This is a genomic window from Phenylobacterium sp., from assembly GCF_016793285.1.
In the GTDB taxonomy this organism is placed as follows: domain Bacteria; phylum Pseudomonadota; class Alphaproteobacteria; order Caulobacterales; family Caulobacteraceae; genus Phenylobacterium.
The window spans coordinates 19,105-45,890 of sequence record NZ_JAEUMO010000204.1; the positions used below are offsets into that span (position 1 = coordinate 19,105).

Consider the following 26,786-nt stretch of genomic DNA (forward strand, 5'->3'; position numbering starts at 1 on the left):
ACGGCGCCCTTAAACATGTCTTCATTCGAGAGCCTCAGTGTCTGTCCGCCGAATTCAGAGTGTCGCTTCTGGGGGGATTTGGCTTGAGTCTCGCGATGAGCAGCGGAAGTCTGCTCGATCTCGCAAAGAGCCGCCAGCCGGCGGATCGTGAACGCCTCCTGCTGGCGATCGCCGACCTGTGCGATGCGCCGCACGCCGGCGACGTCATGAAGTCCGGCGCCATCCAGGCGCTGCTCTCGTCCATCTTCATGAGCCTGGTGGTCGAGGCCGAACGCGACATCCGCCGCCGCCTGTCCGAGAAGCTCGCCGAGGCCGACTGGGCGCCGAACGCCCTCGTCAACGTGCTCGCCCTCGACGACATCGAGATCGCCCGCCCGATCATCGCCGGCAGCCCGGTGCTGAAGGACCTCGACCTCGTCCGCCTGCTGGTCGAGGCGACCATCGAGCACCAGATCGAGGTCGCGCGCCGTCCGAACCTCTCGCAGGCCGTCGTCGGCGCCATCCTCGAGCAGGCCGAGCCCGCCGTGCTGACCGCGCTGGCCGGCAACCCTACGGCCGACCTCTCGCAGGCCGACATGGAGGAGCTGGTCGAGGCGGCCCGCCAGATCGCGGCCCTGCGCACGCCGCTCTCGCAGCATCCCCGGCTCACGGGCCAGCTCGCCAAGCGCCTCTACCTCTGGGTGGGCCTGGCGCTGCGCCAGGGCCTCGCCGACCGCTTCCGCCTCGACGTCGCCATCCTCGACGAGGCGCTGGCCGCCTCGATCAACGAGGGCCACTACGACATCGTCGCCGTCCCCGCCTCCGAGGCCCAGCCGCGCACCGCGCGCGACGGCGAACGCGAGGCGATGGAGCGGCGCCTGATCGACAAGCTGCACGCGGCCGGCCAGTTGCGGCCCGGCTACCTGATCCGCGCGCTGCGCGAGGGTCGCCTGGGTCTGTTCGCGGCCGCGCTGGCCGTGCTGGGCCGCTTCGACCAGAGCCACGTCCAGGCCACGATCGACTCGGATCGGCCCGAACTGCTGGCGCTGGCCTGCGCCGCCGTCGGCATCGACCGCAGCGTGTTCCCCGACATCCTGGAGATGACGCGCAAGCTGAACGACGGCCGGCCCGGCGGCGGCTCGGAAGGCGCGGCCAAGGCCCAGGTCGCCTTCGCCCCGGTCACGCCCGAGGTGGCCGGCGCCGCGTTCCGCCAGGCCGCGCGCTCGCTCTCGGCCGCCTGACCGACGTCAAACCGTTGTTTGACAGGCGCTCGCGGTTCGGCGGTTATGGCCGCCGATGAACCGCTCCGCCTTCGTGACCCGCGTCACCTTCGTCGCGTCCACCCGCCCTGAAGCGCAGGAGTCGCGCGAGCGGCTCGCGGCCCGCTACGGCGACGCCGGCGTCGACGACGCCCAGGTGATCGTGGCCCTCGGCGGCGACGGCTTCATGCTCGAGACGGTCCACGCGCTGATGGACAAGGGCAAGCCGATCTACGGCATGAACCGCGGCTCGGTCGGCTTCCTGATGAACGAGTTCGCCGACGACGACCTCCTCGGGCGGATCAACGCCGCCGAGCATGCCGTCATCCACCCCCTGCGCATGAACGCGGTCGACGTGGGCGGCCAGAGCCACGAGGCCATCGCGTTCAACGAGGTCAGCCTGCTGCGCACGACCCGCCAGGCCGCCAAGCTGCGCATCTCCATCGACGGCAAGGTGCGGATGCCCGAGCTCATCTGCGACGGCGCGCTGCTCTCCACGCCGATGGGCTCCACCGCCTACAACCTCTCGGCCCACGGCCCCATCATCCCGATGGACAGCCAGATCCTGGCGCTCACGCCCATCAGCGCCTTCCGTCCCCGCCGCTGGCGCGGCGCGCTGCTGTCGCATCAGGCCCGCATCCGCCTGGAGGTCCTCGAAGGCGCCAAGCGGCCCGTCAGCGCCGTGGCCGACAACTTCGAGGCGCCCAACGTGCTCGAGGTCTACATCGCCGAGGACCGCAACGTGCAGGTCTGCATGCTGTTCGACGCCGGCCGCAGCCTCGGCGAACGGGTCCTGGCCGAGCAGTTCTCCGTCTAGGACACCTCCAGTTAACCCGTTCACCGTACCCTCCGGACGCTTGTCGGTGGGGAGTGTCACGTGAGCGAAGCCAAGCCCGGCCAGATGATCGAGCCTCCGAACGCCCTTCGCCTGAAGGTCGGCGGCAGTCGTCTGGGCGTCATCGATCCGGCCGCCATCGCCAAGGCCGAAGCCGCGCTCAAGAGCCTGTCCTGCAACTTCGTGCAGTGGCTGAACGACGAGATCGGCAAGCTGGAAGGCGCGCGCCAGACGGTGCATGCCGAGGGGCCCACCGCCGACAACCTGGAAAGCCTCTACCTCCGCGCCCACGACCTGAAGGGCCTGGGCACGACCTACGGCTTCCCGCTGATCACCCGCATCGCCGGCCTGCTGTGCCGCCTGATAGACGACAAGGCCAAGCGCCTCGACGCGCCCGTCAGCCTCATCGACGCCCACATCGACGCGATCAAGGCGTGCGCCCGCGACGACATCAAGACCGAGGACCACCCCGTCGGAAAGATCCTCGTCCAGGAGCTCGAAGGCCGGATCAAGGAATTCGGCGCCTGATCTAGGTTTTCATCGCCAACTGGGCGCGGTCCATCGCCTCCTCCACCGCGCCGTAGCCGGCGTTCGGCGGGATCACCAGGAACCGCGCGCCTTCGCGCATCTCCACCACCGGCAGCACGGTCACCAGCTCCCGCGCCTCGGCGCGGGCCACGCAGTCCTCGGCGCTCGACGCCTCGGCCAGCAGTTGCACGTTCATCCGCGTCGGGAAGATCACCGTCCGCTCGCCGGCGTCGGCCAGCCGCAGCACCTCGTCCGGCGCGATCCACTCGGCGTCCACCGCCTCGCGCCCGTCGCACACCGCCACCTGATCGGCCGGCGCGCGGACCGCGTAGAACCAGGTGTCGAACCGCTTCGGCATCATCGTGGGCGTGATCCAGCGCGCGAACACCGTCAGCGCGTCCAGCCGCAGCCGCACGCCCAGGCCCTTCACGACGTTCAGGAACGCCACCTCCCCCCGGTCGACCTGCTCGCGCACCGACAGCTCGCAGGCGTCGGCGAAATGCGCGCCGTCCGGAGATTCCGCCAGCAGCACGCCCGCCTCCTCGAAGGCCTCGCGGATCGCCCCGATCCGCAGCGTCCGCTGCTCGTCGTCGAACCGGTCCCAGCCCGAGCAATGATCGGCCCACGCCGCGTCGGCGTCGCCCGCGTGCGTCTTGCCGCCGGGAAACACCAGCGCGCCCGACGCGAAGTCGATCTGGTGATGGCGCTTGACCATCAGCACTTCGAACTGCGGCTCGTCGCGGAGCAGCAGGATGGTGGCGGCGGGTCGGATTTCGGCCGGCTGGCGGGGCGCTTCGCTCATCCTCCCAGCTTGGAACCCTGACCGCGCGGAAGGCAAGGCTGCAGGGAAACCACGAAAAACACGAAAGGCGGGCCGTCCCCGAATGCCTCGAAGGGCGCACAGCCCCTTTCGTGTTTTTCGTGCTTTTCGTGGTTCCTTAGGCGACGCGGCGCGCGGTCGACGCGGTGCGGTCCATGCGGTCGAGCAGGTAGTCGACGTCCTCGCGCGCGGCGGTGTCGGGCTGGGTCAGGAACCGTTGCAGCATCCGCTCCTGGAACCGCTCGCGGTCGCGCGGTCCGCCGTCGAACTCCATCGAGTGGAAGGTGTCGACGGCCGCCCGGAACGCCGGGAACAGCCGCGCCGGCAACCCCGCCCGCTCGTAGATCGCCCGCAGGCCCAGCGAGCCCGCGTCGTGGATCATCAGCCAGGTGCGGTGATGCGGCACCCCGGCCAGTTCGGCCACGCCATGCTCGAAGAAGGTCATGTGCCCGTGCGCCAGGCCGCGCAGCAGCAGCGACGCGGTCAGCTTCCGCTCGCCGTTCAGGTGGCCCACGAAGCCGCGCACGTCGGCGGTCTTGCCCGCCTGGTCCACGAGGTCGACGGTCGCGCGCTCGGCGACGCCGGTCGCGAGGGTCAGCGCCGCCTCGGCGCTCACCGCATGATGGCTCACCAGGTGGTCGCGCACCTGGTCGGTCACCAGTCCGATCAGCCGTTCGGTGATCGACAGCGGCAGCACCTGGCGGTAGGCGACCGCCGCCAGCACCCGCTCCGACTGCTCGAACCGGTCGACCACGCGCTTCAGCGCCGTCTCGGCGAAATCGGCGCCCGGATTGGCGCAGGCGGTGGCGAGGGCGCGCTCGCCGCCATGCTCGGCCAGGCTGTCGGTGACCTTGCGCGAGATCTCGGGCCGCTTGGCGATGGCCACCTGCCGCACCGGGCCGCCCAGCCGCACGATCTCGGCCAGGTCGTCGTCCGAGAACGCCGGCGAGTGGGCCAGCAGCGGCAGGCAGACGCTTTCCACGTCGCGCGACAGCTTCAGCGCCACGTCGCGCGGCACGACGGTCGAGGCCTGCAGCGTCTCGGCGATCGCCTTGCGCACCAGCTCGGCCGCGTCGGCGGCCATCACCCGCAGGATGTCGGCGGCCAGCGCCCGGTCGTCGTCCGACAGCGGGACGTGGTCCATGGTGTTGCACAGCTTGCGGGCGGCGAGCGCGCGCTCGTCCGGAGTGGCGCCCTTCACCAGCGTGCGGATATCCACATCCGTCAGCGCTGACCGCGTCGTCGCCATCGTTCCCAAATCGCCCCAGGTCGGACCCGTTCCGAACCGCGTCCGGAGTCCCGCGATTCGAGATTGCCGACTCGCGCCTTAACGAGAGGTTGCCGCGCGAATCTGTGGATTAAGGATTTCGCTTAGGACGCCGCCAACGGGCGGGTCCCTACCCTGCCGGCCTCGCCTGCGAAGGGGCCGCCCGTGACGTCCGCAAAGCCCGCCGAACCGGCCCGCGCGCTCACCGCCGGCGAGCAGGGGATGAAGGCCCAGGCGGCGCTGCTTCCCTATGCATTGCTGGGGTTTGGCGTCTCGCTGCCGATCTTCGTCTGGGCCGGGAGCCATGCCGCCAACGCCGCCTGGATGAGCGCCTGCCTGGGCGCCTTCGCGGTCGGCTGGGGCGCCTTCTACGGGATCGTCGACTGGCTCAGGACGCCGGCTGCGGCGGATCTACGCAGGCGCGCGCGGATGCAGATCGCGGGCGGTCTGATCTGGGCCGGCGCCATAGCTTCGGTCGCCGCCTTCGCCCACTTCGCGGGCCCGGCGCGCGAGACGCTGCTTCTCCTCTCGCTCGGCGCTGCGGTCGTCTGCATCGCGTTCACGACGCCCTGGCTGCCCAGCCTGCTGATCGTCGCGCCCGCCGCGCTGGCGGGCCCCCTCGCCGCCCTCTTCGTCCACCCGGAGGACGCGCCCATCGCGCGTCTCGGCCTCGCCGCCACGGCCCTGGCGCTGGCCATCGCGCTGCTGGTCAACCGCATCCTGCGCGCCCAGTACGCGCTGGCCGCCGATCGCGAGCGCCTGCTGGCCGAACGCGCCGAGCAGGCGGAGGCGGCCCGCAGGTTCGCCCGCGTGAAGTCCGAACTGGCCGACACCCTCTCGGACGAGCTGCGCGACGGCCTGACCGGCGTCGCCCATGTGCTCGCCGCCGCCGCCCGCGGCCGGGCCGCGCCCTCCCGTGGCCAGATCGGCGTCGCGCTGGACGCGGTGAACGAACTCCTCGCCATCGTCGGCGGCGCGCAGGCCGCCCCCGAGGCCGGGACGCCCCCGCGACGCCTGCGGATCCTCACCCTCGAGCCGGACCCGCTGGCCGCGGCCGCCCTGCGCGCCAGTCTGGAGCAGCTCGGCCACCAGATCGTGCAGACGGCCCAGGCCGCCCGCGCCGTCGAGCTCGCCCGCATCTGCGACCTCGACCTGATGGTCTGCGGCGACCTCGGCGCGATTCCGACGCTCCGCGCGCTGCCCGGCGGCGCCGGCGCCACCCCGGTCGTCGCCCTGGTCGGCCAGGAGGCCGCCGATGCCGAGGCCGCCCTCGCCGCCGGCGCCGACAGCCTGTTGCGCCGGCCCATCGCCATCCCCGCCGCCGCCCGCGCCATCGCCGAGGCCATCGCCGCCAGCCCGCCCGCCAACGATCGCGCCGCGGTCGCGTAAGCACCCCTCTGGGCGCCGTCCGGTCACCTCGGCTAGGGTCGCGCCCGCATAAGGGGAGACGTGCGCGTGCTGCTGCAGGGTCTGAAGGTCGTCGACTTCACCGCCTACATCGCCGGTCCGGGAACGGCCGCCATCCTGGGCGACTGGGGCGCGGAGGTGATCAAGGTCGAGCGGCCCGAGGGCGACAACATGCGCCACGTGTTCGCGGACCTGAAGAACGACCTGGGCGCCAACCCCACCTTCGAGGTCGACAACCGCGGCAAGCGCGGCGTGGTCCTCGACATCACCAAGCCCGCGGGCCGCGATGCGCTGGCGAAGCTCGCCGAGACCGCCGACGTCTTCCTCACCAACACCCGTCCGGCCTCGCTGAAGAAGTACGGCCTCGACGAGGCCACCCTGCGCAAGCTGAACCCGCGTCTCGTCTACGCGGTGATCACCGGCTACGGCCTCGAAGGCCCCGACGCCCACCTGCCGGGCTTCGACGTCACCGCGTTCTGGGCCCGCTCGGGCATCGCCTACATGACGGCGCCCAAGGGCGCGGAGCCGTTCATGCGCACCTCGGGCATGGGCGACCACTCGACCTCGCTGGCCACCGTCTCGGCGATCCTCGCCGCCCTCTACGAGCGCGAGAAGACCGGCGTGGGCCGGCTCGTGCAGACCTCGCTGCTGGCCACCGGCGTCTACCTCTGGGGCTCGGACCTCGCGGTGCAACTGAAGTTCGGCCGCGTGGCCTCGGTCCGCTCGCGCGACAACCCGATGAACGCGCTCGCCAACCACTTCAGGAGTTCGGACGGCCACTGGTTCGTCCACAACCCGCGCGGCGGCCACGGCGGCTGGGAGAAGTTCCTGAAGGCCGCGGGCTGCGAGGACCTGATCGCCGACGATCGCTTCGCCAGCGGCAAGGCGCGCCGCGCCAACGCCCGCGAACTCGCGGTCGAGCTGGAAGCGGCCTTCGCGCGCCTCCCCATGGCCGAGATCGCCCTGCGGCTGAACGAGGCCGACCTCGTCTGGGCGCCGCTGCAGGTCCCCGCCCAGGTGGCCGAAGACCCGCAGATCGCCGCTGCCGGCGCCTTCATCGAGATCGAGGATGGCCAGGGGGGCACGTTCCGCTCCGTCGCCGCCCCGGCCCGCTTCCCCGGCGCGGACGCGACCGTGCGCCCGCGTGCGCCGAGGCTCGGCGAACACACGCGCAACGTCCTGAAGGAACTCGGCTACGCCGACGCCGACATCGACGCCATGTACGAGGCCGGCGCCGCGGCGGGCTAGCCGCCCTCTGCCCTTCCCGCTTTGCGGGAAAGGGGGAGAGCCTTTGCGGGCTCAGCTATCGCGGCCGTCCGAGAGCATCTTCAGCATCTCGCTGGTGAACAGCGAGCCGGTCAGGCGGCTGCCGACGCCGAGCTGATCCGAGGGCTGCGAGCCGCGCAGGATCATGGAGATCAGCGCTTCCTGCTCGCGCTGCCGCGACAGGCGGCGCGCCGAGGCATACTGGATGAAGCCGCCGTCGACGGGATCGGCCTCCTCCGCCTGCGGGGCGATGGCCTGGCCTCCGCCGGTCTTCGTCAGGTTCGCGTAGACCTCGCCGACCGTCGCCGCGCGCCCGTCGCGGTAGAAGATCGACCTGTTCGAGCGCGCCGCATCGGGAAACAGCGACGCCGCCGTGGCGCCCGGCTGGTTCTGCGCCGCGTTGATCAGCCTGGCCGAGCCCTGCGGGCCCAGGAAGTGCGCCGCATAGAGTTCGCCCGCCGTGGGATCGCGCCCGGTGCGCCCCTTCAGGTAGGCGGCATGGTCCGAGGCCAGTTCGCCGGCCATCAGCGAGGCCGCGTGCGGGTCGAGGCGCAGGTCCATCACCGCGCGCCGCGCTTCCGAACCGCTCACGTGATAGCGCCCGTCCGCGCCCTTGCTGATCAGCTCGGCGTAGCGGGCGTAGCCGTGCTTGGTCCCGTGCTGCTTCAACGTGGACAGCCAGGTCTGCTCCACGAACTGGAAGAGGCCGGCGGCCGACGAGGTCGACGCCTGCGCGCGCGGATTGAAGCTGCTCTCGCGGCCGGCGGTCTTCATCAGGAATCCGAAGTCCACCCCCGTCGCCTGGGAGGCGCGCTGGATGGCGGCTTCGACAATGCCTCGGATGCCCTGGACGGCCATGGCGGCAGGAGTCGCCGATCATGGTGAATCTGCCGTTAACCTTGCTTGATCGCCCCGCCGCGCCGTCTGCGCGATTTCGCCACATTACGGCTGTAATTCAGTATCAGCTTACATGCGTAAACCGCTTGGAGCTGTTCCCATGGTCACTCGCCAGGCCACGCCTTTCGACTTCGAGCCGGCCCGCCGGCCGCTGTCGAAGAAGACCACCCTCATCGTCGCCGTCTCGCTGGGCGTCCACGCCTGCGTCGCCGCCTACCTGGCGATGATGCAGTTCGCCCCGCCGAAGGCGCCCGTCGTCGAGGAGGCGCCGCCCATCATCGTCGACGTCGTCAAGCGACCGGACAAGCCCCCGCCCCCGACGCCGGCGGAGAAGCCGCCGATCCGGCTGCACGATCCCCTGCCGGTCCCCGACAACATCTCCGTCCCGCCCCTGCCGCAGGATCCTCCGCCGAAGGACGTGCCGCTCGCCCCGCCCCTCGCGCCCCCCACCTTCGACGTGGCCGATGCGACGCCCACGCCGCCACGTCCCCCGGTCATCGGCCGGCCCGACTGGCTGAAGCGCCCCGGCGCCGAGGAGTTCGCCCGCTACTATCCCGACCGCGCCGCGCGCATGGGAACGGAGGGCACGGCCACCCTCGCCTGCTCGGTCACCGCGTCCGGCGCGCTCGCCGGCTGCCGCGTCACCTCCGAGACCGCCGAAGCCGACTTCGGCGCCGCCGCCCTCAAGCTCGCGAAGTTCTTCAGGATGCGGCCGCAGACGGTCGACGGTCAGCCCGTCGAAGGCGGCCAGGTCGTGATCCCGATCCGGTTCAGCCTGAAGTAGGAACCGGATCGGCGGGCCTGTCGGAGGGGCGGGCGCCTTCAGCAAGAGTGGAAGCCGGTTTTGCGCCCGGAAGGCGCCCTCTCCTGAATGCCCGCCTTCCGGGCGGTATCCACTTCGCCTGGAGGCGGGCCCCTCAGTAGCTCTTCGGCAGGCCCAGCACGCGTTCGGAGATGTAGTTCAGGATCATCTCGCGGCTCACCGGCGCCAGGCGCGCGATCATCGACTCGCGGAAGTAGCGCTCGACGTCGAACGCCTTGGCGTAGCCCATGCCGCCGTGGCTCAGCACCGCCGCCTCGCAGGCCCGGAAGCCGGCCTCGCCGCCCAGGTACTTCGCCGCGTTGGCCTCGGCCCCGCAGTCGCGGCCGGCGTCGTGCAGGGCGGCCGCCTTGAACGCCATCAGGTTCGCCGCTTCCAGCTCGGCCCAGCACTTCGCCAGCGGATGCGCCACGCCCTGGTTCTGGCCGATCGGCCGGCCGAACACGACCCGCTCCTTGGCGTAGCCCGCGGCCCGCTTCAGCGCCGCCCGGCCCAGGCCCACGGCCTCGGCCCCGATCAGCACCCGCTCCGGGTTCAGCCCCTCCAGCAGGTAGTAGAAGCCGCGCCCCTCCTCGCCCACCAGGTCCTCGGCCGGAACGTGCAGGTCGTCGATGAAGACCGCATTCGATTCAACGGCTTTTCGGCCCATCTTCGGGATCGGCGTGGCCGTGATCCGGCTGCGGTCGAAGTCGGTGTAGAAGAGGCTCAGGCCCTCGGTCGCCCGCTTCACCTGATCCTTCGGCGTGGTCCGCGCGATGATCAGCATCTTGGTCGCGCGCTGGGCGTTGGTCGTCCACATCTTCCGGCCGCGGATGACATAGCCGTCATTGGTCCGCTCGGCGCGGGTGGTCAGGCTGGTGGTGTCGAGCCCGGCGTCCGGCTCGGTCACGGCGAAGCAGGTCTTGTCCTGGCCGGCGATGATCCGCGGGATCGCCTTCTCGCGCAGCGCCGGCGTCCCGAACTTCACCACCGGCATCAGGCCGAAGATGTTCAGGTGCATGGCGCTGGCGCCCGAGAACCCCGCCCCGCTCTCGGCCACCGTCTGCATGACGATCGCCGCCTCGGTCAGGCCCAGGCCCGCGCCGCCCAGTTCGGCCGGCATGGCCACGCCCAGCCAGCCCGCCTCGGCCATCGCCGCGACGAACGCCTCGGGGAACACCCCGCTCTCGTCGGTCTGGCGCCAGTAGGCCGCGTCGAAGCGCGCGCACAGCCGCTCCACCGAGTCGCGGATCGCCTGCTGTTCGTCCGAGAACCAGAAGCCGTTCATCGTCACCCCACCCCTCAGTCCCAGAGGGACGCCCGGAACCGCGCCGGATCCATCCGGTCCGCATAGGGCCCCCGGTCGCGCCCCGTCACGCAAGCCGCCACGATCTTCGCCACCAGCGGCGCCACCAGCCAGCCGTTCCGCCGCGCCCCGGCCGCCAGGATCACCCCGGGCTCGGCCTCGCTCCAGCCCACCAGCGGCAGCCCGTCGGGCGTCGCGGCACGCACACCGGCCGCCGCCGTGAAGGCGCGGGACTGCCCCATCCTGAAGACGTTCTCGGCGCCGGCCGCCAGGTCTCCGAAGACCGCGGGATCGGGATCCGCGTCGTCCCGCCCCACCTCCATCGTCGCCCCGAACGTCAGGCCGTCCGCCGAGCGGATGCCATAGCCCCACGGGGAGCGCACATAGACGCCACCGCCCGCCATGTCACCGAACCCGACGATGTGGCCCTTGATCGGCCTGAGGTGCGCCATCTCGGGCGCCAGCTTCGCCAGCCTGGGCGCGTAGCCGGCGGCGACGACGAGCACGTCCTCGCCGCCGCGCGCTTCGACGAAGGTCGCGTCGTGGGTCACGCCGGCATGCAGGGCGGCAGTCCGAAGCGCGTCGAGGGCCGGCTTCACGTCGACGCGCCAGTCTTCGCGCGTGAGCAGCCCGCGCTGGAACGCAGGCTCCAGTCCCGGCGCAAGCCCATCCATCGTCCGGCGGCCGACATCGGAGAACGGCGCGCCCAGGCCTCGGAAGGCAGCCGCGATCCTGTCCAGCCACGCGTCGTCGCCCACCGCCATGGCCCCGGAGCGGTCGAGCGCGATCCCGGCCCGCGCGGCCAGGCCCGGCCAGAGGTCGCGCGCCGCCATCAGCAGGTCGAAGTGCGGTCGCGCCGCGTCGTCCAGCACCGCCTCGAACACGGGCGCGATCATGCCCGCCGCCACGCTGGAGGCGTTGGGTCCGCCGGGATCGCAGATCGTCACCGCGCAGCCCGCGTCGGCGAGCGCCAGCGCGGTCGTCCAGCCCAGCACGCCGGCGCCGGCGACAGTGACTCGGGGGCTGCGGTCCATGCGCCTAACCACCCGCTGCGCCGGCGAAAATCAAGGCCCGGAACCGCGGTGGAGCGCGCCGGGTTCATACTGCGCGAGACGCTCGAGGCCCGGAGAGCACGATGGCCGACACCCCGCAGCGCTAGTGGCCGAGGCCCTCGCCCCGCCGCTGCCCGACGACATCGACCGCCTCGCGCAGGATGTCCTGCGCGAGGCGTGCGAGCGCCGCCTGATGCTGGCCACGGCGGAGAGCTGCACGGGCGGCCTCCTCGCCTCGCTGCTCACCGACATTCCCGGCGCGAGCCACGCCTTCGAGCGCGGCTTCGTCACCTACACCGACGAGGCCAAGCACGAGCTTCTCGGCGTGCCGATGGCGATCCTGAACACGGACGGCGCCGTGTCGGAGGCGGCGGCTGTCGCCATGGCCGAAGGCGCCATCCGCCGGTCGAAGGCCGACCTGGCCGTGTCGATCACCGGCTTCACCGAGGACGCCCCCGGCCAGCCCGGCGGCCTCGTCCACTTCGCCTGCGCGCGGCGCGGCGCCGGCGGCGCCCGCCATCACGTCCAGCGGTTCACGCCGGCCGGCCGCGCCGAGGTGCGGCTGGGCGCCCTGCGGGTCGCGCTCGCCCTGCTGCGCGACGCGCTGCTCGAACTCGACCGCGCCGCCTGACTTCGGCCGCTTGCCGGGCGCCGGGACGCGGCCTAGCCTCGGGTGCCAGTGTTTCTCCGGCGACGCAAACCGGACATGGACACGACGGCTCGGCGCGATAGAAGAGCCGGTATGCTTGCGGGGGACGCATCAACTTGATCCGTGACTTCCTGGTGTGGATGTCCACCGAGCTGGGCAAAGGTCCCGGCGAGATCGACATCTCGTGGAGCGACGCGCTCGCGAGTTCGCTCAACTTCTGGGGCCTGCTCGAAGGCACCCACGTGATGACGCTGGTCCTGTTCGCCGGCACGATCTTCGTGGTCGACCTGCGGCTCCTGGGCGTCCTCTTCCGGAAGACGCCGGTCTCGGTGATCTCCGACCGGATCCTGCCGCTGACCGTCTTCGGCATCGTGCTGATGCTGGCCACGGGCGCTGCGCTCTTCTTCGCCAAGCCTCTGGTTTACTACCACAATCTCTGGTTCCGCCTGAAGCTGGTGTTCCTGGCGCTGGCCTTCATCAACATCATCGTCTTCCACTACCGCGTGCAGCGCGACATCCATGCGTGGGACACGCTGGCGAAGCCGCCGACCAAGGTCCGGGTCTCGGCGTTCCTCTCCATCGCGAGCTGGATCCTGGTGATCTTCTTCGGCCGCTACATCGCCTACGACTGGATCAACTGCGGCAAGCCCCTTCCCCACTGGATCAACGTCGCCCAGGACTGCAAGGCCTCGGAGAGCGGCGCCCTCGATATCGGAGCGCCGGTGCAATGACCGTCTGGGCCCCCCAGGACTTGTTCCCTCAGCTTGCGGGCTGGGTCGCGAACCTCGACGACACCTTTCCGGGCAAGCCGATCAAGGACTCCGTCTACGCCTTCGCGCAGGTCGAGGTCGGCCACCTGCTGGCGTTGGCCGTGCTGGCCGGCACGTCGCTGCTCATGAACCTGCGCCTGATCGGCGTCGGCCTCACCGAGGAGCCGCCGCGCGAGATGTACCGGAACCTCGCCGGATGGACCTGGGCCGGGCTGATCGTGATCCTGGTCACCGGCCTCTTGATGGGCGCCTCGAACGGCGAACGGCTCTACACCTCGGAAGCCTTCACCGCGAAGATGATCGGCCTCGCCGCCGCCATCGTCCTGACCTTCGCCATCACGCTCCCGGCGACGAAGAACGACGGCCGCCTCGGCCCGGTGTCGCGGGTCCTCGGCGTGATCGGCCTGGCGATCTTCCTGTTCGCCATCTGGGTGTTCCTGCAGGCCAAGCTGGCCAATCCCGGGCTGTGGCACGTGATCACGGCCGGCGGCCTGATCGTCCTCTACGCCAGCCGCGGCCTCACGCGGGTCGTCTACCTGGGGGTCATGCTGCTCATGATCGCCTGTCAGCAGCTAATAACCCACATCGTCTACAGGCCCGACGACTTCGAGCATCTGGACCCGGTCAACAAGGGCTTCGCCTGGGCCTTCGTCGGGGTGATCCTGCTGACCGCCGTCGTCCAGTCGGCCGGCTCGGGCCGCGGCCAGGAGAACGGGCCGTTCGTGAAGGGCATGGCCTTCGCCGCCATCCTCGTCTGGATCATGACCGCCGCCGCGGGCCGCTGGCTGGCGTTCGCCTGAGCCTACGGCCGGGGGTGCTCGCGCCCCCAGCCCTGGTGCCACTCGGGCTCGCCGGCGTAGCGCGCCGCCAGGAAGTCGACGAACGCGCGCACCTTCGCCGCCAGATGCCGCGCGTGCGGATAGACCGCGTAGACGTGGATCAGCTCGGGCTCGAAGTTGCACAGCACCGGCGTCAGCCGCCCGTCCCGCAGCGCCTCGGCCGCCGCGAACGCCGGGGTCCGCACGATCCCGAACCCAGCCACCGCCGCGGCCACGCAGGGTTCGGCGCCGTTGAACCGCAGCCGCCCATGCACCCGCACCTCGCGCACGTCGCTCTGCGCGCCGAACCGCCACAGCGTCGCCTCGCGCGCGTTGGTGTCGAGGATCGCCTCATGCCCCGCCAGGTCCTCCAGCGCCAGGGGCGCGCCGGCCCCGGCCAGATAGGCGGGCGAGGCGCAGGTCACCATCCGGACCGCCGCCAGCCGCTTGGCCACCAGCGACGAGTCCGAGAGCTGGCCGATCCGCACCGCCACGTCGAAGCCCTCCTCGACCAGGTTCACCATGCGGTCCGAGAAGCTGACGTCCAGCGACACCGCCAGGCACTGCGAGGCGAACTCGATCAGCGCCGGCGTGAGCTGGTTCTTGCCGAACGACACCGGAGCCGAGACCCGCAGGTTGCCGCTGGGGCCGGCCTGGTCCTTCACCGAGGTCTCCAGGGCGTCGAACCGTTCCAGGAGGTCCCGCGCCCGCTCCAGGTAGGCCTGGCCGGTGTCGGTCAGCGACACGTCGCGGGTGGTGCGGTTCAGCAGCCGCTGCCCCAGCCGGTTCTCCAGCCGCGCCACCAGCTTGGAGATCTGCGCGCCGGAGACGTCCAGCTTGCGCGCGCCCTGCGTGAAGCTGCGCGCCTCGGCCACCGCGGCGAAGGCGCGGATCTCGTCCAGACGATCCATACGATTGTTTCCTGTTTGGACGCACTCTTGTCCTTACGACGGCGATTATCAACGGCGAAGATCGCGATCATCTTCCCCCCATGCCGAGCGATCGGCGCCCCCTCTCGCAAGGACCAACCCAGATGACCCAAGTCCGCAACGTCGCCGTCGTCGTCGGCTCGCTCCGCAAGGAAAGCGTCTCGCGCAAGCTCGCCAAGGCCTTCGCCGCGGTGACTCCCAATCTCAAGTTCGACATCGTGGAGATCGGCGACCTGCCGCACTTCGATCAGGACCTCGAGTCCGATCCGCCGGCCCAGTGGGTCCGCTTCCGCGAGCAGATCGCCGCGGCCGACGCGGTGCTGTTCATCACGCCCGAGTTCAACCGCTCGGTGCCGGGCGCACTGAAGAACGCCATCGACGTCGGCTCGCGCCCCTACGGCGCCAGCGTGTGGAACGGCAAGCCCGGCGCGGTCATCAGCCAGTCGCCCGGCGCCATCGGCGGGTTCGGCTCGAACCACCACCTGCGCCAGTCGCTGGTGTTCCTGAACGTCCCGCTGCTCAGCCAGGAGGCCTATATCGGCAACTCGTTCTCGCTCTTCGACGAGAACGGCGAACTGGTGAACGAAGGCACGACCGAGTTCCTCCGCGCCTACGGCCAGGCCTTCTCGGCCTGGATCGACACCATCGCCCCGGCGCAGCCGGCCGCGAAGGCCGCGTAACATCCCCCGCAACCCGGGGCGGGCGCTCCCCCCGCCCGCCCCGCGAAAGGTCCCAGGCCAAGCCATGACCCTCCCGACCGTCTTCCTCCCCCACGGTGCGGGCCCCTGCTTCTTCATGGAGTGGCAGAGGGGTCCGGCCGACGCCTGGGACCGCACCGCGGCCTACCTCCGCGACCTTGTCGCCACCCTGCCCGAGCGCCCGACGGCGATCCTGGTCGTCTCAGGTCACTGGGAAGCCCCCGAGTTCACCGTGGGCGCGGGGGAGCGGCCGCCGTTGATCTACGACTACTACGGCTTCCCGGAGCATACCTACCGGCTGACCTTCGAGGCGCCCGGCTCCCCCGACCTCGCGCAGCGCGTCCGTCGCCTGCTCGACGCCGCCGGGATCGCCTCGGCCGAGGACGCGGGCCACGGCTGGGACCACGGGGTCTTCGTGCCGCTGAAGCTGGTGACGCCCGCCGCGGACATCCCGGTCGTCCAGCTCTCGCTGAAGGCCGGCCTCGATCCGGCCGCCCACCTCGCCGCCGGCCGGGCGCTCGCGCCCCTGCGCGACGAGGGCGTGCTGATCGTCGGCTCGGGCATGAGCTGGCACAACATGCGCGGCTTCTCGCCGGCCTACACGGCGCGCTCCGCCGTCTTCGACGCCTGGCTGGAGGCCGCCGTGACCGACCCGGCCCGTCGCGACGCCGCCCTCGCCCGCTGGGAAGAAGCGCCGCACGCCCGCGAGGCCCACCCGCGCGAAGAACACCTGCTGCCGCTGATGGTGGCCGCAGGGGCCGCCGAGGGCGAGCGCGGCCGGATCGCCTTCCGCGATCAGGTCATGGACGTGGTCATCTCGGCCGTCGAGTTCGGCGGCTCATAGCTCTCCGCGAGAGGGAGCCGGGGGCCTTCAAGCACCCCAACGGCGTCCACACACCCGCCGTCGAAGGCCTCCGGCATCTCGCCAGATCGCTCGTCCGCAGGGGGGCGGCTAGGCCACCGCGCTGCGTGCGTCGCTCTCGCCGTCGACCGCCGCCCGCAACGCCTCGTAGAGCCGCCCGGCCTCGATCGGCTTCATCACGAAGGCGTCCATGCCGGACTGGAGGTACTCCGCGGTCTGGTGGCTCATGGCGTTGGCCGTCAGGGCCACGATCGGCGTTCGCGCCCGGCCTTCGTGACGCTCGCGCGTGCGGATCACGGCGGTGGCGGTCGGCCCGTCCATCACCGGCATCTGTACGTCCATCAGGATGATATCCCAGGACTCGCGCTCCCAGGCCGCCACGGCCGCGCGGCCATCGGCCACCATCACAGGCTCGATCCCCACCTGCTGGAGCAGGGTCTTCAGGACGAGCTGGTTCATAGCGTTGTCCTCGGCGGCCAGCACGCGGATCGCCCCCCCCTCGATGACCGGCGGCGCCTTGGGCGCCTTCGCCCGGCTCGGCCTGCGCGCCACGTTCGCCACCTTCTTCAGCGGCAGCCGCGCCGTGAAGGTCGAGCCCTTGCCCGGCGTGCTGGTGGCGGTGATGACGCCGTCCATCAGCTCGGCCAGCTCGCGGCAGATGGCCAGGCCCAGACCCGTGCCGCCGAACCTGCGCGTGGTCGAGGCGTCGGCCTGCTCGAACTTGCGGAACAGGCCCGAGAGCTCGGCCGGCGTCATGCCGATGCCCGAGTCGAGCACGGTGAGCGACAGCGCGCCCGCGTCGTGACCGATGCGCACCGTCACGCCGCCCTTCTCGGTGAACTTCAGCGCGTTCGAGACCAGGTTCCACAGGATCTGGCGCACCCGCACCTGGTCGCCCTCGTAGACGCCCCGGGCCGAGCGGTCGACGCTGAGCTCGAAGTCGAGGCCCTTCGTGTCGGCGATGGCCTGGAAGGTGGCCTGCACGGTCCTGGCGAGCGCGCGCACGTCGAACTGCGCCTGCTCGAGCGCCAGCTTGCCCGCCTCGATCTTCGAGAGATCCAGCACGTCGTTCAGGATCGCGAGCAGGCTCTCGCCCGACTGGCGGATCACGTCGATCTTGTCGCGCTGGCCCTTCGAGAGGTCGGCGTCCGCCGCCAGCGCCTGGGCCATGCCCAGCACGCCGTTCATCGGCGTGCGGATCTCGTGGCTCATGGTCGCCAGGAAGGCGCTCTTGGCGCGGTTCGCGGCCTCGGCGTCCTCCTTGGCCTGCACGAGCGCCCGCTCGGCCGCCTTCTTCGCGGTGATGTTGCGCAAGGCGCCCACCAGGCGCAGGGGCTGTCCGGCGTCGTCGACGAACAGCTTCGCGCGCCCCGCCGCCCAGACCTCGCGCCCGTCGGCCCGGGTGACGCGATGTTCGGGCCGGAACGGCGCGCCGTCGCGCTCGTGGCGCGCCCAGGCCGCCTGGACGTCGGCGACGTCGCGCGGGTCGATCCCGCGCCAGATGTTCGCCAGCAGGCCCTCGTAGGTGCTGGGCTCCTCGTAGAACGAATCCTCCGCGCCCACCTTCAGCAGTTCGCCGCGGACGTAGTCCATCTCGTAGACGTGCAGTTCGGCGAGTTCGACGGCCAGCTTCAGGCGCTCCTCCGACCGCTCGGTGCGCTCCAGCGCCTCGACCATGTGCGTGATCTCGTAGGAGCCGACGATCAGGCCGCCGACCTCGCCGTCGTGGCCGTACCAGGGGGCGATCTGCACCCGCGCCCACGCGGTCGCGCCGTCCGGGGTCGGAACCCGGAGCCGTTCGATCGTCCGCGAGTGGCCCCGAAGGCAGAATTCCAGCCCCTCGCGCCACTGGTCGGAGATGTCGGGGCGCAGTTCGTAGAGCGTGCATCCGACCACCGGCCGGCCCTCCAGTCCGCTCGCCGCGATCCAGGGCGGGCTGGCGTACAGCAGCCGCAGGTCGCGGTCGGTCAGCACCATCGAGACCGGCATCGCGTTCACGATCGCCGACATGGTCCGCTCCGCCTCCGCCTGCGCGCGCGTCGCGTCGACCCGGGCCCACTCGTCGGCGACGAAATCGGCCAGGTCCTCCAGGCGCCGCGCCAGCGCGGCGTCGCAGGCGCGGGGCTCCAGCCCCACCACCGAAAGCGCACCCGGCGTCGAGCCGTCCTCCAGGCGGATCGGCGCGCCGGCGAAGAAGCGCAGGTGGGGCGGGCCGGTCACCGCGGCCTCGTCGCGGACGCGGGCGTCCAGCCGCGTGTCCTCGATCCAGACCACCTCGCCGCGGCGCATCACCTCCTCGACGCCGCGGGCGGTGGGCACAGTCTTGCCCGTGCGGCTGCGCCAGTAGCCGTCGCCGATCCTGAGCGTGATCTGGGCCTCGACGGCGCCGAACAGGGTGCGGGCGAGACGCGTCGCGCGGTCGAACACCGCCTGGGACTGCTCCAGCCCAGGCGGGACCATCGGCTCCTGCGAGCGCTCGCGCGACATCCATTCCCCCCGGACATGCCTCGGCGAGCGTTGTCGGCCCAAACGCGTTAAGCGCGAGCTAAGGCGTGGCGCGCCTCGCTCCCAGATTGTGCAGGACGATGCCGCTCGTGGTGGCGACGTTCAGGGAGTCGAAGCCGCCGGCCATCGCGATCCGCACGGTGCGCGCGCGGGCCATCACGGCCTGAGGCAGGCCCGGCCCCTCGGCCCCGAACAGCGCCGCCGTCCGCGGGCCCGGCGCGTAATCGGCCAGTTCGACGTCGCCCCGCGGCGACAACGCCACGATGTCGAAGCCCGCGCCCGCCAGCAGGTCGGCCATGGCCGCCGCGTTCCCGGCCCGCGCGAACGGCACGCTCAGCGCGGCCCCGACGCTGACGCGGATGGCCTTGCGGTAGAGCGGGTCGCAGCAGGTGTCGTCGAGCAGCACCGCGTCGGCGCCGAAGGCCGCGGCGTTCCGGAAGATGCCGCCCATGTTGTCGTGGTTGGCGATGCCCACGAGCCCCACGACCAGCGCCCTCGCCGGCAGGCGCGCCACCAGCGCCGCCGCGTCCCGCACGGGCCGCCGCACCAGCGCCAGGATGCCCCGGTGGATCGGGAAGCCCACGACCGCGTCCATCGCCGCCTGCCCGGCCGCGTAGACCGGCGTCGACGGCGGTAGCCCCGCCAGCACCCCGGCCAGGCTCTCCAGCCGATGCGCGGCCACGAGGACGGAGACCACCGCCGCGGGATCGACGGCGACCGCCTTCTCCAGCACGACACGCCCCTCGGCGACATACAGCCCCTCGCGGCCCGTCAGGTCGCGCTCGCGGACCGCCCGGTAGGGTTCCAGCCGGGGGTCCGCGGGGCCGTCGATCGCGACCGCTACCAGATCTTCACCCGCTCGGCCGGGGCGAGGTACAGCTTCTGGCCCGGCTTGACGTCGAACGCCGGATACCAGGCGTCGAGGTTGCGCACCGTCAGCGCGCGGTACGGCGCCGTCGCGTGGACGTCGGTGACGATCTGCCGGCGCAGCGCCGCCTCGCGGAACCTGGCGCGGTAGTTCTGCGCCCAGCCGAGGAAGAACCGCTGCTCGGCGGTGAAGCCGTCGATCACCGGCGCCGGCTTGCCGTTCAGCGAGAGCTGGTAGGCGTCCCAGGCGGTGGCGAGGCCCGCCACGTCGGCGATGTTCTCGCTCGAGGTCTGCTGGCCGTTGATGTGCAGCCCCGGCAGCGGCTCGTAGGCCGAGTACTGGTCGGCCAGCTTCTTCGCCTCGGCCTTGAAGTGGTCCATGTCGGCCTTGGTCCACCAGTTCTTCAGGTTGCCGTCGGCGTCGAACAGCGCGCCGATGTCGTCGAACCCGTGGCTCACCTCGTGGCCCAGCACGCCGCCGACGGCGCCGTAGTTCACCGCCGCGTCTGCGTTCGGATCGAAGAAGGTCGGCGCCAGGATGCCGGCCGGGAAGGTCACCGAGTTCTGGCTCGGCGCGAACAGCGCGTTCACCGTCTGGGGCGTCATGAACCACTCGCCGCGGTCCACCGGCCGGCCCAGCTTGGCGAGGTTGCGGCGGTACTCGAAGAGCCCGGCGCGCCGGGCGTTGCCGTAGGCGTCGCCCTTCACCACGGACAGGGCCGAGTAGTCGCGCCACCTGTCGGGATAGCCGACCATGATGTTGAAATTGGAAAGCTTCTTCTTGGCCTGGGCCTTCGTCTCGGGCCCCATCCAGTCCAGCCGGTCGATGCGCGCGGCGAAGGCCTTGAGGACGTTCTCGCCCATCTCCCTGGCCTGCGCCTTGGCCTCCGGCGGGAAGTATTTCTCGACGTAGAGCTTGCCGATCGCCTCGCCCAGCGCCGCCGAGGTGTTGTCGACGCCCCGCTTCCAGCGCTCGCGCTGCTGCGGCGTGCCGCTCATGGCGCGGTTGTTGAACTCGAAGCTCTCGTCCACGAAGGCCTTCGACAGGTACGGCGCAGCGTTCTCGACCGTGTGGAACGCCAGGTAGTCCTTCCAAGCCTGGATCGGCTGGCTGGCCGCGAGCTTCGACGTCCCCGCGATCGCCGTCGCCTGCCAGGCGCCGAACCGCGGCTGGTCGTTCATGCCGGCGGCGATCAGGAAGGCGGTCCAGTCGAGGCCCGGCGCCTTCTTCGCCAGATCGGCGCGCAGCCAGACCGTGTTGCCCTTGGCCACGTCGTTGGTCTCGTCGACGCTGACGTGGGCCTTGGCGATGGCCATCTCCAGCGCCATCACGCGCTTCGCCCGCGCCTCGGGCTCGGAGAAGCCGGCCAGCCGCAGCATGTTGGCCACGTGCGTCTCGTACTTGCCGCGCAGCTCGACGTAGCGGGCGTTCGAGCCGAGATAGTACTCCCGGTCGGGCATGCCGAGGCCGCCCTGCAGCAGGTAGGGCCGGTACTTCGTGGTGTCGTCCAGGTCCTCGGCGACCCACAGGCCCATGATCCGCGGCGTGTAGTAGTTGGTCGCGTTCAGCACATCGACGTCGGCGCGGATCGAGCCGCCCAGCGCCGCCGACAGGTCCTTGCGCGTCTTGATCGCGGCGATGGCGTCCAGTTCCGGCTTCAGCGGAGCCGCGCCGAGCTGTTCGATCCGCGCCTGGTCCATGAAGCTCGCGAAGTAGTCGCCGATCTTCTGGGCGTCCGAGCCCTCGGCGGCCGGCGCCTTGGCGGTGTCTTCGATGATCCCGCGGATGCGCGCGTTGGCCGTCTCGCGGATCGCCACGAAGGCTCCGACGCTGGAGAGGTCGGCCGGGATCTCGGTGGTGTCGGTCCACTTGCCGACGGCGTAGCGATAGAAGTCGTCGCCGGGGGCCGCGGACCTGTCCATGCCGTCCACGTTGAACCCGAAGGTCCCGACCGCGGCCTTGGGCTTCGGCGGAGGCGCGGGCGGAGGCGGCGGGGCTTCGGCGACCGGCGGTGGCGCGGGCGGCGCCTTCTCCATGGTGGCGCAGGCGGAAAGCAGGGCGGCGGCCGAACAGGCGGCCAGCAGGCGAAGGGTCATAGGATCAGGTCACTCCCAGGTGCGGCCCGCGTCCCGGCGGCGCACGATTTTGCCGCTACATACACCCTGGCCGGCACAAGGCGAGCGCCACGACGCCGGATTGCGATCAGCGGTCCTCCGCGCTCTCCCGAACGCGCACGATCAGCGACTGGCTGGCCGTCGCCATCAGCTCCCCGCTTTCGGCGAACAGCGACATCGAGCCGTGGGCGAACCCGCCCGCCACGCCGGAGATGCGGATGTCGCACAGCACCCACTGCGTCGGCACGATCCGGCGGATGCGCAGGGTGTTGTCCAGGCTGTTGCCGCCCGCGTTGCGGCCAAGCGCGTTGCCCACGCCCTGCGGCACGAAGTCGGCCATCACCGCCAGCATCGCCGCGTCGATCGCCAGGTCGTCCTTCGGCCGCGCCCACAGGATCGTGCGCCCGTCCGGCTCGGCCGCCCCGTCCCGGTCGAACCCCGAGCGGCCCTTGGCGAAACGCACGTCCATGCGCGAATGCACCCCCTCCTCCGACCCGCGCCAGTGATGGCGGACCGGGCAGGCCTCGGGCTTCGGCACGACCGGGGCCTCGACCCACTGGCTGTCGAAGGGACTTTCCCGCGCGCCCAGGGCGGCGCTGACGCTGATGATCTCCTTGTCGTCGACGTGGCTGATCGAGCGCGCCTGGGTGTTGTACTTGCCCTCCACCGGCGTCCAGACGTCGATGTCGACCACGCTGCCCGGCCGGGCGTAGCCGAGATACTGCGCCGTGGCCCAGATCAGGGGCCGCCCCGCCGTCCGCTCCAGCGCCGCCACCGCCGAGGCCATGCCGACCCCGCCGAACATGAACTGATTGCCCGTCGGGCCGACGCAGATCTCGGGCGTGATCGGCAAGTACCAGCGGTGCGGGTTGTGGGTCGCCTGGAGGTCGAAGAAGAGCTTGCTCATCGCCGCCCTCAAAGCCCGTTGCGGGCCTGCGCGCAAGGCCTTCGCCCCAGGGCGGGCCGCCGAGACGCGGCGCGCGGCGGGCAGGCCCCGATAAACCCATGATCAACCATGAAAATTAAGCCTGCGCCAAGGCCGCGGCGCCTATCGTGGCGCAGATGACGATGGGGCATCAGATCAGGCTTCCGGCGGCGCCGGCGATCCCACGGCCGCTGTACGTGCCGGTGGCGGCGATCATGTGCCTCGCCGTCCTGGCGATCTCGCTGACGCCCCTCGCCGAGCCGTTCCTGGCCCGGGTGCTGATCTTCTACGCCGCCGTGAACCTGGCTTACGCGCTCATGCCCTACGTCCGCCGCGGCGACATCCCGCTGGTGGCGGCCTGGGTGGTGCTGTTCTGCGAACTCGCGCCGTGCTTCGCGGGAAGCCTGATCTCGCCGACGCGGGTCACCGCCGACGTGCTCGGCGTGGTGATGGCCGCGGGGCCCATCTACGTGGCGCGCCTTCGCCAGGTGCAGCAGGGCGACATCCGCCCCCCGGGGCGCCGCGCCTCCGAGCGCTGAGCCTCAGCGGACGGTTTCGGTTTCCCTGGGCGCCGAGACCCGGCGCGTCCTGGCCTGGGCCCTGGGCTTCGGCAGCAGCCGGAACCGCGTCTGGCACCAGGCGAAGTCGATGCCCACGTCGATCAGCGCGTCCGAGCGCCCGCACGGACAGCCGAACTCCATGACGCCCAGAACCCGATAGGTCTCGCCCGCCTGGAGGGGCACCGGCCGGCCGGAAGCATGATTGGGGGCCGCGTTCACGCAGAGAACAAGATCGCCGGGGCCGACAGGATCGCTCATAGCCTTCATCCCATGATCGCGGCGACAGCCTACACCATCGCGGCCTTCAGGGCACGCTAGCTGCGGGTGAACACCGGATCGCGGCGCTCGCGGAAGGCCTCCAGCGCCGCCTTGTGGTCGTCGGACCTGCGCAGCACCCGCAGTTCCTCGCCCCAGATCTTCCCCGACTCCTCGGGCGACAGGTCGAGCGCCCGGTGCGAGGTGCGCTTGGTCGCCTCCACCGACAGCGGGGCGCGCGTCGCGATCCGCTCGGCCAGCGCCGCCGCGGCGCCCTTCAGCGCGTCCGGCGCATGCAGGCCGGTCACCAGGCCGTAGCGCTCGGCCGTCTCCGCATCGTGCGGCAGGCCGGTCAGCAGCATCGACTTGGCCCGGCTCTCGCCGATCAGCCGCGGCAGCCGGTAGGTCGACGCCATCAGCCCCACGTTCACGCCGGCGCAGACGAATTTCGCCTCGGTCGAGGCCAGGCGGATGTCGCAGCAGAGCGCCAGCTCGAAGCCGCCGCCGACGCACCAGCCGTTCACCGCCGCGATCACCGGCACGCGGGTCTGTTCCAGGCGGTCCAGCAACCGCCCGAAGCCCGCCAGGTCCTCGCCCTTGCCCGAAGCGGCCTTCAGGTCGTCGCCCGAGCAGAACGCGCGGCCCCGCCCCGTCACGATCAGGCAGCGCAGGTCATCGTTCTTCTCGACCTCGTCCAGCGCCGCCATGAAGGTGGCGCGCATCTCCACGCCCAGCGGGTTCATCGGCGGGTTGTCGATCTCCAGAAGCGTGATCGCGGGCGAAATCCGCTCGATGTGCATCACCCCGCTCACGCCTTCGTCTCCGTCCTGCGTTCCACCGCCGCCGCCCCGCTGGCGATCAGCGCCTCGATCTCGTCGCTCGAATAGCCGGCCTCGGCCAGCACGGCGCGCGTGTCCTGCCCCACCTCGCCGGGGCCGCGCTCCAGCGCGACCGGCGTGTCGTGCAGCTTGATCGGCGTCTTCACGAACCGCCGGCCGCCCGCCTCGCCCAGCAGTCCCCGCGCCTTCACCTGCGGGTCGTCCCAGGCCTGGGCGATGTCGTTCAGCGGCCCGGCCGGCACGCCCTCGGCCTCCAGCCGTTCGAGCCAGTATGCCCCTCGCTGTGTCGTCAGCACGCCCTCCAGCCGCGCCTGCAGCGCGTCGCGGTTCTGCATCCGTCCCGCCGGCGTGTCGAAGCCCGCCTCGCCCGCCAGCGCCGGTTCGCCGATCGCCTTGCAGAACCGCGCCCACAGCCGCTGGCTGTTGACGCCCACCACGATGTGCCCGTCCGCCGTCTTCAGCGGCTCGTAGGGCGCCGCCAGCCGGTGGCGGGCGCCGTTGCGCCTCGCCACCTCGCCGCTCGACAGGTACATGCCCGTCTCCCAGATCGTGTAGGCCAGCGCCGACTCCAGCAGCGACGTCTCGACGTGCTGGCCCCGGCCCGTGGCGGTCCGGCTCTGCAGCGCCGCCAGGACGCCGACCGCGGCGAACACGCCGGCGTTCAGGTCCGAGATCGGCACCGCCGTCGAACAGGGGACCTCGCTGCCCGCCTCGCCCACGAAGCTCATGATCCCGCTCATCGCCTGGGTGACCAGATCGAACCCGCCCCGCTCGCGATACGGCCCGTCCAGCCCGAACCCCGAGACCGAGCAATAGACCAGCCGCGGGTTGATCGCCGACAGCCGCTCGTAGCCCAGCCCCATCCGGTCCATCGCGCCCGGCCGGTAGTTCTCGACGAACACATCGGCGGTCCGGGCCAGCTTGCGAACCACGTCCGCGCCAGCCTCGGTCGCGAGGTCCAGCGCGATCGCGCGCTTGTTGCGGTTCACGTGGTCGAAGGCGCGGAAGGCGTCGGCCCGCAGGCCCAGCATCCCGCGCGTCGACTCGCCGGCCGGCGGCTCGATCTTGACGACGTCGGCGCCCAGGTCGGCCAGCACCAGCGAGCAGTAGGCGCCGGCGATCACATGGGTGCAGTCCAGCACCTTCAGGCCGGCAAGCGCCCCGCCGGCCACTAGAAGTTGGCCCGCCGCGAGATCGCGCCGTCGACCACCATGTTGATCCCGGTCGTGAACGCCGACCTGGGGCTCGCGAGGAACACCGTCGCCGCGGCGACCTCCTCCGGCGTCGCCATGCGGCCGGTCGGGTTGCGCGCGATCATCTGCTCGAAGAACTGCGGCATGCCCGCCTTCACGTTCCCCCACACGCCGCCCTCGAAGAACACGGTCCCGGGCGACACCACGTTGCAGCGCACGTGCTTCGGCGCGTACTGCCGCGCCACGCCCTTGGCGAAGTGGATCTGCGCCGCCTTCATCGCGCCGTAGCTGTTGGGGTTGTCCGACTCGGCCGCCGAGACCGACGAGGTGATGATGAAGGCCGCGTCGCCGCGCGCGCCGGCCTTCTCCAGGAACGGCAGCGCCGCGTCGAACGTGCGCACCGCGCCCATGATGTCGACGTCGAACATCGCCTGCCACGAGGCCTCGTCGTTGCCCTGGACCAGGGCCGAAGCGTTGGAGACCAGCACGTCGATCCCGCCCAGCGCCTCGCCGGCCGCCTGCACGAAGCTCTTGATCGCGGGCCCGTCCGAGATGTCCACCGCCTGGCCGAAGGCCTTCACGCCCCGGGCCTCCAGCGCCTTCACGGTCTCGGCCACCTGTTCGGCGTTGCGCGCGCAGATCGCGACGTTGGCGCCCTCGTCGGCGAACGCCTCGGCGATGGCCCGCCCGATCCCGCGCGTCGCGCCCGTCACCACCGCGGTCTTGCCCTTGAGCTGCAGATCCATCCCGTCCTCCCGTTTCTGGACGCGGACCCTGCCCGGCGATCAGGCCTCGAACAAGTGTTCGTATTGCTGCCGCAGCAGGCTCTTCTGCACCTTGCCCATGGCGTTGCGCGGCAGCTCGTCCACGAACACCACGCGCTTGGGCGCCTTGTAGGCGGCCAATTGCGAGCGCGCCTCGGCGATCATCGCCGCCTCGTCGCCGCGGCCCATCACCACCGCCACCACGCCCTCCCCGAAATCCGGGTGCGGCACGCCGATGACCGCGCTCTCGGTCACGCCCGGCAGTTCGTCGAGCACCAGTTCCACTTCCTTCGGATAGACGTTGTAGCCGCCCGAGATGATCAGGTCCTTCGCCCGGCCGCTGATCCAGACCCGCCCGTCCGCATCGGTCCGGCCGACGTCGCCGGTGATGAAGAAGCCGTCGGCCGTGAACTCCTCGGCCGTCTTCTCCGGCATGCGCCAGTAAGCCGAGAACACCGAGGGCCCGCGGATCTGGATCACGCCGGTCTCCTCACCGCCACCGATGCGCAGCTCCACGCCCGGCAGCGGGTAGCCGACCGAGCCGCCGATGCGCTCGCCGTCCAGCGGGTTCGTCGTGATGATCACCGCCTCGCTCATGCCGTACCGCTCCAGGATGCGCTGG

The 26,786-nt window shown here is 71.3% G+C and carries 27 protein-coding genes; 12 read left to right on the forward strand and 15 right to left on the reverse strand.

Features of this window, described 5'->3' with window-relative positions; all coding sequences use genetic code 11:
* Positions 1-95: 95 nt before the first annotated feature.
* From JNL41_RS17665 to JNL41_RS17675, 3 genes are all read left to right on the forward strand, one after another.
* The gene (locus JNL41_RS17665) at positions 96-1,220 is read left to right on the forward strand and encodes a DUF2336 domain-containing protein (RefSeq protein ID WP_293477227.1); all 1,125 of its coding nucleotides are present in this window, start codon (positions 96-98) and stop codon (positions 1,218-1,220) included.
* Between the two features lie 55 nt (positions 1,221-1,275).
* Positions 1,276-2,055, forward strand: a complete 780-nt coding sequence (locus JNL41_RS17670) for an NAD kinase (protein WP_293477228.1) — start codon at positions 1,276-1,278, stop codon at positions 2,053-2,055.
* 84 nt (positions 2,056-2,139) lie between these two features.
* The gene (locus tag JNL41_RS17675; RefSeq protein WP_293477270.1) at positions 2,140-2,601 is read left to right on the forward strand and encodes an Hpt domain-containing protein; all 462 of its coding nucleotides are present in this window, start codon (positions 2,140-2,142) and stop codon (positions 2,599-2,601) included.
* 1 nt (position 2,602) lies between these two features.
* Here the strand turns inward: JNL41_RS17675 and JNL41_RS17680 are convergent, their stop codons facing one another.
* Both JNL41_RS17680 and JNL41_RS17685 read right to left on the reverse strand, forming a co-directional pair.
* Positions 2,603-3,403 carry an NUDIX domain-containing protein gene (locus JNL41_RS17680; RefSeq protein ID WP_293477229.1) on the reverse strand — a complete coding sequence of 267 codons (801 nt, stop codon included), beginning with the start codon at positions 3,401-3,403 and terminating at the stop codon, positions 2,603-2,605.
* Positions 3,404-3,539: 136 nt separating this feature from the next.
* Positions 3,540-4,670: a DUF2336 domain-containing protein gene (locus JNL41_RS17685; protein ID WP_293477230.1), complete on the reverse strand. Its 1,131-nt coding sequence runs from the start codon at positions 4,668-4,670 to the stop codon at positions 3,540-3,542.
* Between the two features lie 183 nt (positions 4,671-4,853).
* Here JNL41_RS17685 and JNL41_RS17690 point away from each other — a divergent pair, with 183 nt between their 5' ends.
* Together JNL41_RS17690 and JNL41_RS17695 are read left to right on the forward strand one after the other, a co-directional pair.
* Positions 4,854-6,077, forward strand: a complete 1,224-nt coding sequence (locus tag JNL41_RS17690; protein ID WP_293477231.1) for a hypothetical protein — start codon at positions 4,854-4,856, stop codon at positions 6,075-6,077.
* 66 nt (positions 6,078-6,143) lie between these two features.
* Positions 6,144-7,343, forward strand: a complete 1,200-nt coding sequence (locus JNL41_RS17695) for a CoA transferase (RefSeq protein WP_293477232.1) — start codon at positions 6,144-6,146, stop codon at positions 7,341-7,343.
* A 51-nt stretch (positions 7,344-7,394) separates the two neighbouring features.
* Here JNL41_RS17695 and JNL41_RS17700 read toward each other — a convergent pair whose 3' ends face one another.
* Positions 7,395-8,219: a transglycosylase SLT domain-containing protein gene (locus JNL41_RS17700; protein WP_293477233.1), complete on the reverse strand. Its 825-nt coding sequence runs from the start codon at positions 8,217-8,219 to the stop codon at positions 7,395-7,397.
* Between the two features lie 139 nt (positions 8,220-8,358).
* Here JNL41_RS17700 and JNL41_RS17705 point away from each other — a divergent pair, with 139 nt between their 5' ends.
* Positions 8,359-9,042: an energy transducer TonB gene (locus tag JNL41_RS17705; RefSeq protein ID WP_293477234.1), complete on the forward strand. Its 684-nt coding sequence runs from the start codon at positions 8,359-8,361 to the stop codon at positions 9,040-9,042.
* A 133-nt stretch (positions 9,043-9,175) separates the two neighbouring features.
* Here JNL41_RS17705 and JNL41_RS17710 read toward each other — a convergent pair whose 3' ends face one another.
* Together JNL41_RS17710 and JNL41_RS17715 are read right to left on the reverse strand one after the other, a co-directional pair.
* Positions 9,176-10,345 (reverse strand): acyl-CoA dehydrogenase family protein, encoded by a 1,170-nt coding sequence (locus JNL41_RS17710; RefSeq protein WP_293477235.1) that lies wholly within the window; start codon positions 10,343-10,345, stop codon positions 9,176-9,178.
* A 14-nt stretch (positions 10,346-10,359) separates the two neighbouring features.
* Positions 10,360-11,397, reverse strand: a complete 1,038-nt coding sequence (locus JNL41_RS17715) for an FAD-dependent oxidoreductase (RefSeq protein WP_293477237.1) — start codon at positions 11,395-11,397, stop codon at positions 10,360-10,362.
* A 124-nt stretch (positions 11,398-11,521) separates the two neighbouring features.
* Here JNL41_RS17715 and JNL41_RS17720 point away from each other — a divergent pair, with 124 nt between their 5' ends.
* The 3 genes from JNL41_RS17720 to JNL41_RS17730 all read left to right on the forward strand — a co-directional run bounded on the left by JNL41_RS17720 (position 11,522) and on the right by JNL41_RS17730 (position 13,634).
* Complete coding sequence (locus JNL41_RS17720) at positions 11,522-12,046, forward strand: nicotinamide-nucleotide amidohydrolase family protein (protein WP_293477239.1); 525 nt, start codon at positions 11,522-11,524, stop codon at positions 12,044-12,046.
* Positions 12,047-12,180: 134 nt separating this feature from the next.
* Positions 12,181-12,795: a DUF6644 family protein gene (locus JNL41_RS17725; RefSeq protein ID WP_293477241.1), complete on the forward strand. Its 615-nt coding sequence runs from the start codon at positions 12,181-12,183 to the stop codon at positions 12,793-12,795.
* Positions 12,792-13,634: a DUF6644 family protein gene (locus JNL41_RS17730; RefSeq protein WP_293477243.1), complete on the forward strand. Its 843-nt coding sequence runs from the start codon at positions 12,792-12,794 to the stop codon at positions 13,632-13,634. The genes JNL41_RS17725 and JNL41_RS17730 overlap by 4 nt, the downstream gene beginning before the upstream one ends.
* Positions 13,635-13,636: 2 nt before the next feature.
* Here the strand turns inward: JNL41_RS17730 and JNL41_RS17735 are convergent, their stop codons facing one another.
* A complete protein-coding gene (locus JNL41_RS17735) occupies positions 13,637-14,563 on the reverse strand; it encodes a LysR family transcriptional regulator (protein WP_293477244.1) in 927 nt (308 codons plus the stop codon).
* A gap of 122 nt (positions 14,564-14,685) precedes the next feature.
* On the opposite strand from JNL41_RS17735, the gene JNL41_RS17740 reads away from it, so the two are divergent.
* Entirely contained in the window at positions 14,686-15,261 is a 576-nt protein-coding gene (locus tag JNL41_RS17740) for an NAD(P)H-dependent oxidoreductase (protein ID WP_293477246.1), read from the forward strand.
* Between the two features lie 64 nt (positions 15,262-15,325).
* Positions 15,326-16,123: a class III extradiol ring-cleavage dioxygenase gene (locus tag JNL41_RS17745; RefSeq protein ID WP_293477248.1), complete on the forward strand. Its 798-nt coding sequence runs from the start codon at positions 15,326-15,328 to the stop codon at positions 16,121-16,123.
* A 108-nt stretch (positions 16,124-16,231) separates the two neighbouring features.
* Here JNL41_RS17745 and JNL41_RS17750 read toward each other — a convergent pair whose 3' ends face one another.
* The 4 genes from JNL41_RS17750 to JNL41_RS17765 form a co-directional block, all read right to left on the reverse strand.
* The gene (locus JNL41_RS17750; protein ID WP_293477250.1) at positions 16,232-18,628 is read right to left on the reverse strand and encodes an ATP-binding protein; all 2,397 of its coding nucleotides are present in this window, start codon (positions 18,626-18,628) and stop codon (positions 16,232-16,234) included.
* Positions 18,629-18,686: 58 nt separating this feature from the next.
* On the reverse strand, positions 18,687-19,493 hold the full coding sequence (locus JNL41_RS17755) for an RNA methyltransferase (protein WP_293477272.1): 807 nt from the start codon (positions 19,491-19,493) through the stop codon (positions 18,687-18,689).
* Complete coding sequence (locus JNL41_RS17760; protein ID WP_293477252.1) at positions 19,487-21,610, reverse strand: M13 family metallopeptidase; 2,124 nt, start codon at positions 21,608-21,610, stop codon at positions 19,487-19,489. Before JNL41_RS17760 ends, JNL41_RS17755 begins: the two co-directional genes overlap by 7 nt.
* A gap of 106 nt (positions 21,611-21,716) precedes the next feature.
* Positions 21,717-22,535 (reverse strand): acyl-CoA thioesterase domain-containing protein, encoded by an 819-nt coding sequence (locus tag JNL41_RS17765; protein WP_293477254.1) that lies wholly within the window; start codon positions 22,533-22,535, stop codon positions 21,717-21,719.
* A 146-nt stretch (positions 22,536-22,681) separates the two neighbouring features.
* On the opposite strand from JNL41_RS17765, the gene JNL41_RS17770 reads away from it, so the two are divergent.
* Positions 22,682-23,092 (forward strand): hypothetical protein, encoded by a 411-nt coding sequence (locus JNL41_RS17770; RefSeq protein ID WP_293477256.1) that lies wholly within the window; start codon positions 22,682-22,684, stop codon positions 23,090-23,092.
* Between the two features lie 3 nt (positions 23,093-23,095).
* Here the strand turns inward: JNL41_RS17770 and JNL41_RS17775 are convergent, their stop codons facing one another.
* The 5 genes from JNL41_RS17775 to JNL41_RS17795 form a co-directional block, all read right to left on the reverse strand.
* Positions 23,096-23,371, reverse strand: a complete 276-nt coding sequence (locus JNL41_RS17775; protein ID WP_293477258.1) for a hypothetical protein — start codon at positions 23,369-23,371, stop codon at positions 23,096-23,098.
* Positions 23,372-23,427: 56 nt separating this feature from the next.
* Entirely contained in the window at positions 23,428-24,180 is a 753-nt protein-coding gene (locus JNL41_RS17780) for an enoyl-CoA hydratase/isomerase family protein (RefSeq protein ID WP_293477260.1), read from the reverse strand.
* Positions 24,177-25,379, reverse strand: a complete 1,203-nt coding sequence (locus JNL41_RS17785; protein WP_293477262.1) for a CoA transferase — start codon at positions 25,377-25,379, stop codon at positions 24,177-24,179. The genes JNL41_RS17780 and JNL41_RS17785 overlap by 4 nt, the downstream gene beginning before the upstream one ends.
* Positions 25,379-26,146: an SDR family oxidoreductase gene (locus JNL41_RS17790; protein ID WP_293477264.1), complete on the reverse strand. Its 768-nt coding sequence runs from the start codon at positions 26,144-26,146 to the stop codon at positions 25,379-25,381. Before JNL41_RS17790 ends, JNL41_RS17785 begins: the two co-directional genes overlap by 1 nt.
* Positions 26,147-26,185: 39 nt before the next feature.
* A partial coding sequence (locus JNL41_RS17795) for an AMP-binding protein (RefSeq protein WP_293477266.1) occupies positions 26,186-26,786 on the reverse strand: 601 nt, incomplete at its 5' end.